Genomic DNA, 5,786 nt, shown 5'->3' on the forward strand with positions numbered 1-5,786 from the left:
CCAACCACTACATGGAATCCACGAAACCCCAGGTCACAACCACAATCTGAGATCTCTACCGAACCCGGGGCGGTTCACTCAATGCGTTGACGACTTCGATGGCGACGGTGGTGAAGGCGATCGCGGTGAACGCGAACAGCACGCCGGTGGCGGTGCCGGTGAATGCCTGGGTGAGCGCCTGGCCGTCGCGGCGGATCGCGGCGCGCACGAGCTGGGCGCAGAACGTGGCGACGAGGACGATCAGGCCGATCGGCAGGATCATCTCGTAGTTGTCTCGGAACCACCCGGCGTTCAAGTCGACCTTGGTGGTGGTGTTGACCGCCTCGGCGGCCAAGTCAGCTGCGGCCGCGGCGAGTTCGCCCGCGCTCTTGGCCATCCAGTTGCCGATGGCCGTGCCCGGGTCGGAGGCGAAATCCACGGCGTCACCGACGGCGCAGAGTTTGTCCGCGAGAGGGAGGTCGCAGAAGCCCAAGGGGGAATCCCCTCCTTTCTCAGGTGGGCTGGGGGCAGGTCAGGGCACGACGCGGGGGGCGATGGAGACCAGCGAGCAGTTCGCGTTGGGGCGGCACTGCACGGCGAGGGTGATGGAGCGGTCCTCGGCGCCGGCCCCGCCCTTCTTCCAGGCGATCTGCTGCTTGCCGGTGACGGTGACGGCGTAGATGTACGCCTCGGTGATCGCCGACGGATCGTCCGCCAGGGCCTGCTTGAACGCCGAGGGGTAGTGGGCCTCCGTGACGGTGGCGGTGGCGTACTGGTCCTGGTCGGCCATCCGCGACCACAGCACCGGTTCCGGCACCTGTGTGGCGATCGAGGACCAGTCGGCGTACTTCGTCTCCGACGTCAGCCACGCCCTCATTCCGGCGAGCTGCTGGTCACGGCTGGTGGTGCGGGTGTCGTACGACCACAGCGTTGCCGCGGCGGCCTTGGCGAAGGCGACCGGGTCCGCCAGCTGCGGGGGCTTGGCCACCGAACCGGCCCCGGCCGGCGCCGCCGGGCCGGCGGACGCGGAGGTTCTGCTGCTCGGCCCGGAGGACGGAGCGGCGGCCTGGCTGTCGCCGGCTGTGGTGCGGCCGGTGAGCAGGGCGACGACGACGGCGAGGGCCAGCAGGACGGCGAGGCCGGTCGCGAGGACCGTGATGCGCTGGCGGGTCGACCAGCCGAGGCCGTAGCCGGACAGGGAGGGGAATCGTTTCGGCATCAGTGGACCTGCGACCCCAGGGCGGAGAAGAACGCCACGACCCCGTTCGCGGCGCCGAGACCAAGGGCGGCGCCCGCCGCGACCACCGCGCCCTTCTTGCCGTTGGCCTCGGCCTGGTGGCCGCCGGTGTGGTGGCCCCACGCCCACACGCCGAGGGAGACGGCGAGCGCGCCGACAACGGCGACGATCGCGAACAGGTTGATCGAGTTGACGACGTTCTTGAGCACGGCGAGGCCGGGCAGGCCACCGCCCGAGGGCGTGATGCCGGGGTCGTAGGCCAGATACTGCACGGTTTCGAGCAGGTGCAATGAGGCTCCTTGGGCACGCCGAAGCCCGGCGCGCGGGAATCACAGAAAGGGCGAGAGGGCGAGGCAACTGCCTCGAGAAGGAAGGCCGGCAGCGGTGCGGGAGACGGCTGGCCCGGTCGGCGCCCGCGTTGGGGCGGTGTGGCGTGCACGAGGTCACGCAGGTTTCGCGCCGAGGGTGGACGAGGCCACAGGCCGGGCCGGGGCTGCTGTCGATGGCGCTTCGGCTCAGGCTCCGAACCGGCTTCCGGGGTGCGCTACTTCGGGATCGACGGCTTCGGTGCCGGGTTGGTCTTGTACGGGTTCGCGCAGTTGTAGATCATGTAGCCGCGGATCTTCTTGCCGTCGGACTTCCGGGTCACGGTGCCGCGGGTGTACCAGGTCTTCTCGGCCTTCTTGTAGGCCCACTGGTCGTAGACGACCTTGTCGTGCCGGTAGCCGATGCCCACGACGGTGGACGACTTCGACGGGGCCTTGCGGATCTTGACCGCACTGCAGCTGATCGTGGTGGTGCCGGTGTCGTACGCCTGTGCCGTGCTGGCGGTGGCCAGGCCGCCGGCGGCGACGGCCAGGCCCAGGGAAGCTGCCGCGAGGGCGCGCTGGGTGCTGTGGCGGGTTATCAAGTAGGTGCTCCGTGATGTCAGGGGAATGAGGGTGGGCAGGACGGCGGGTCCTGCGGGGCCCGTCCGAGGTGAGTGCGGAAGAGGCCCAGGGGGTATCCCGGTCAGGGGCGGTGGGCCGGGGCTGCCGCGCCCCGACCGGGGGTCAGATGACGCGGCGGGCGGCGAGGATGTCCCAGTCCGCGAGCGGCGTGATCCGCACAGGCTTTCCGGTACGGGGGGCCTCGATCGCGAGTCCCGAGCCGAGGTACATGCCGACGTGCTCGGGGCGGGCGGCGCTGCCGCGGGAGAAGATCAGGTCACCGGGCTTGAGCGCCTTGGGGGACACGGCCTTGCCCTCGTTGACCTGCGTATACGTGGTGCGGGTGAGCTGGATGCCGACGTGCTTGTACGCCTGCTGGGTCAGCGAGCTGCAGTCGCAGCGGCCCATCGGGTCGGGGCCGTGCGGCGCCGTGCAGGTGCCGCCCCACTGGTACATCGTGCCGAGCTGCGCCATCGCCCAGGCGATCGCCTCGCGCGCCTTCGGATCGGCGTCCTTCGGAATCGAGTAGCCCTTCGGTACCGACCCTTCCGGGATGCTGCCGTACCCGGAGCCGTCCTTGGCCGCCGCACAGGGCGCGGTACTGGAGGTGGTGTTCGTCTCGCTGGTGTCATGGTCGGCGTCGGGGAGCGTCGCGGCGATCGCCTTGTGCAGGGCGGTCGCCAGCTCCTCCCAGTCGGCATAGGCGTCGGGGTAGCCGGAGCGCTGGACCTTCTGCGCGGCCTGGGCGACGGTCAGTTGCTGCCAACCGTCCACCGCGAGCAGGTGCTTGTAGAACTGCTCGCTCGCGTAGACGGGGTCGTGGATCTCCGTAGCGGTGCCCCATCCCTGGCTCGGCCGTTGCTGGAACAGACCCAGCGAGTCGCGGTCGCCAGCGTTCAGGTTGCGCAGCCGGGATTCCTGCATCGCGGTGGCGAGCGCGATGATCTGGCCCTTCTTCGGCACGTGGAGGCCGAGCCCGGTGGCCACGATCGTGCGGGCGTTGGGGATCTGTTCCTCGGGCAGGGACAGGCCCTCGACGTGCACGGCCTTGGCGGTCGCACCGTTGAGGATCTTGGTGACCTGCTCGACGACCGTGTCGGTGTCGACGTCGCCCACGCAGCTGAAGGACGAGTAGGTGGTCTGGGCGGCCTCGCTGCTGGTGGCCATCAGCATGGCCGTGCCGGCGAGGAGGAGAGGAGAGAGGACGAAGACGCCGATGCCGGCGGCCACGCCCTTCAATCGGGGACGCCTCCCGGGCGGCCGTCATGGGCCGGAGACCGGTGCGCGGGCAGGGGAGGGTAGTGCGATGTCACAGCGAGGTCCTTGGTGAAGTCCCGGCGGCGCGTGCGTCGTTGAGGAAAGGGCGCGACGGCCGGGGTGGTGGGTAAATCGGGGGCCCAGGTGCACGTGGGCGAGTTGCCGCTCGCGCTGGTGCAGAGGCGTCGGGTCAGGTGTGCCAGGACATGGGGATACCTCCACGAAGGCAGGGGCGGGGATGCGCCATCGGCGTGGTCCGCCGGGCAGTTCCAAAACACTAAGGGCGGATCCCCGGTTGCCGAAATCGTCTCTGATCAAGGCTCTATTTCGGGGTTTTCGGCGGCGATAGCGCTCAACCGGGGATCGTGCCCTACAGTTTTGTCTCCTCCCCTCGCCCCCGCCGCTGCGTGGCCCGCAGTGCCTTCCTGCCTGCATGCGGTCCCGCGGGTTATCCAGGCGGGCCGGAGCGTCTCTCCCTCACCTCACCCGACCCGAATTGGGGTATCTCTTTGCCTTTTTCCCTGCACCAGGGCGACGCGCTCGGCGTCCTCGCCGAACTGCCGGACGACTGCGTCGACTCCGTCATCACCGACCCGCCGTACAACAGCGGCGGGCGAACGGCCAAGGAGCGCACCTCCCGCAGCGCGAAGCAGAAGTACACCTCTGCCGACGCAGGTCACGAACTGCCGGACTTCACCGGCGAGAACATGGATCAGCGGTCGTACGGCTTCTGGCTGACCCAGATCATGACCGAGGCACACCGGCTCACCAAGGTCGGCGGCACGGCGCTGCTGTTCACCGACTGGCGGCAGCTGCCGATCACCACGGATGCCATCCAGGCCGCCGGCTGGCTCTGGCGTGGCGTGCTCGCCTGGCACAAGCCGCAGGCCCGCCCTCAGAAGGGACGTTTCACCCAGAACTGCGAATTCGTCGTCTGGGCCAGCAACGGACCGATCGACGCCTCCAGGAACCCGGTCTACCTGCCCGGCTTGTACAGCGCCTCGCAGCCGTCGGGCAAGAGTCGCCAGCACATCACGCAGAAGCCCGTCTCCGTCATGCGGGAGCTGGTGCAGATCTCCCCGCCCGGCGGCACGGTGCTCGACTTCACCTGCGGATCCGGCTCGACGGGAGTCGCGGCCCTGCTGGAGGGCCGCGATTTCATCGGCGTCGAGAAGACCAAGCACTATGCCGCGATAGCAGCCGACCGGCTCACTGAAACGCTGCAACAGACTTTGTCCCAGGACGACTTGACCCTCACGTCCTGAGCCCTGTTGTGCAGCGTGGTACGGCCTGTGGTGCGTGGCCCGTCATGCCATGGCCGTGCCGCGCTGGGCGTTATAGCAGCAAAGTCCCGGTTACCGAAACCGGGGATTCTCCGGATGGTTTGAGCCGGAATTCACGCCCACTGGCTGCGGCTCAAGGAGGCCCCTTTTCGTGCCTGAATCCATAGTCCCCCCGGAGGGCGGGGAGCCGGAACCGGTCCGGCTGCCGGAGTCCGATCTGGAGAGCATTGAGGCGAGCGTCCGCAAACTGCTGGACCAGTCTGCCGAGCAGGCCCGCCAGCTCGACAGCCTCGCCTCCGCACCGCCGCCCACGGACTCACCGTTCGGCGCCTTCGGCATGCCAGGGTTCGCGGGCCTGGCGCCGCAGAGCTCCTTGCCGGAGCCCCGCCCGATCCTGGAGCTGGAGGGCGAGGAGTACGAAGACGAGCTCGACGCGCTGTCGGACTGGGTGGATGACTTCCTCGTCCGGGTCTACGGGGCGGAGGTCACCACCGCCGCCCCGTGGTGCGAGCAGTGGCAGGAACACGCCGACGTCGTCGCCTGGCTCCACGCCCTGTGGCTGGCCTACCAGCAGCACAAGGATCCCGAGGCCGGTCTGTCCGGCCTGTTCGTCTGGCACCGGGACTTCCTCACCCACGCCATGGCCACCGTCCGGGCTGCCGGCGGGCCGCTGTCCGCGTGCATGACCGATCCGGACCGCCCCGCCCACCGCCTGCTGCCCGGACCGCCGCCCTCGAGCCGGACCACCGCCGAAACCGCAGAGTCCGACGAGAACGGCGCACCCGGCCAGGGGGCCGGATGAGCGGCCACGACCGGCTCGCCTTCGGTCTCTCCTTCGACCCGCGGGCCCTGAACGACCTTCTCCAGGCCCCCGCAGACATCCGCGACCTGGCGCTCGCCCAGCTCCAGGACGTCGTCAACGCCCGCCTGTTCGGCGCCAAACTCACCCGCGATCTCGCCGGATGCCGCAAGGTCTACGTCGATCACCGCAACGCGTGGCGCATCGTCTACGCCCAGCGGCCGGCGCCCGCGAACTCCACGCACACCACCGAGATCCACGTCGTGGCCGTACGCCCGCGGGAGGCGCACGACGTGTACGAC

At 69.4% G+C, this 5,786-nt stretch carries 6 protein-coding genes and 2 pseudogenes; 3 read left to right on the plus strand and 5 right to left on the minus strand.

All coding sequences use genetic code 11. The features are described from left to right. Positions 1-73 precede the first annotated feature (73 nt). From O3Q52_RS47560 to O3Q52_RS47580, 5 genes and pseudogenes are all read right to left on the minus strand, one after another. A pseudogene (locus O3Q52_RS47560) lies at positions 74-472 on the minus strand (ATP-binding protein); the annotation flags it as partial. A gap of 39 nt (positions 473-511) precedes the next feature. Beyond that, complete coding sequence (locus O3Q52_RS47565; RefSeq protein ID WP_266586600.1) at positions 512-1,198, minus strand: hypothetical protein; 687 nt, start codon at positions 1,196-1,198, stop codon at positions 512-514. After that, positions 1,198-1,506 (minus strand): DUF6112 family protein, encoded by a 309-nt coding sequence (locus O3Q52_RS47570; RefSeq protein ID WP_033530972.1) that lies wholly within the window; start codon positions 1,504-1,506, stop codon positions 1,198-1,200. The genes O3Q52_RS47565 and O3Q52_RS47570 overlap by 1 nt, the downstream gene beginning before the upstream one ends. 254 nt (positions 1,507-1,760) lie before the next feature. Further along, positions 1,761-2,126, minus strand: a complete 366-nt coding sequence (locus O3Q52_RS47575; protein WP_266586604.1) for a hypothetical protein — start codon at positions 2,124-2,126, stop codon at positions 1,761-1,763. 142 nt (positions 2,127-2,268) lie between these two features. Beyond that, positions 2,269-3,384 (minus strand): C40 family peptidase, encoded by a 1,116-nt coding sequence (locus O3Q52_RS47580; RefSeq protein ID WP_269654696.1) that lies wholly within the window; start codon positions 3,382-3,384, stop codon positions 2,269-2,271. Positions 3,385-3,911: 527 nt separating this feature from the next. On the opposite strand from O3Q52_RS47580, the gene O3Q52_RS47585 reads away from it, so the two are divergent. From O3Q52_RS47585 to O3Q52_RS47595, 3 genes and pseudogenes are all read left to right on the plus strand, one after another. Continuing rightward, positions 3,912-4,667, plus strand: a complete 756-nt coding sequence (locus O3Q52_RS47585; protein WP_054243551.1) for a site-specific DNA-methyltransferase — start codon at positions 3,912-3,914, stop codon at positions 4,665-4,667. Between the two features lie 169 nt (positions 4,668-4,836). After that, positions 4,837-5,487 (plus strand): DUF4913 domain-containing protein, encoded by a 651-nt coding sequence (locus tag O3Q52_RS47590; RefSeq protein ID WP_266586608.1) that lies wholly within the window; start codon positions 4,837-4,839, stop codon positions 5,485-5,487. Continuing rightward, positions 5,484-5,786, plus strand: a pseudogene (locus O3Q52_RS47595) (hypothetical protein); the annotation flags it as partial. The gene O3Q52_RS47590 and the pseudogene O3Q52_RS47595, both read left to right, overlap by 4 nt.

Origin of the sequence: Streptomyces sp. ActVer (assembly GCF_027270795.1) — a bacterium.
GTDB lineage: Bacteria > Actinomycetota > Actinomycetes > Streptomycetales > Streptomycetaceae > Streptomyces > Streptomyces umbrinus_A.

Coding starts and splice junctions, on each gene's coding strand:
- O3Q52_RS47565 (WP_266586600.1), bottom strand. CDS start 1,198: ATGCCGAAACGATTCCCCTCCCTGTCCGGCTACGGCCTCGGCTGGTCG.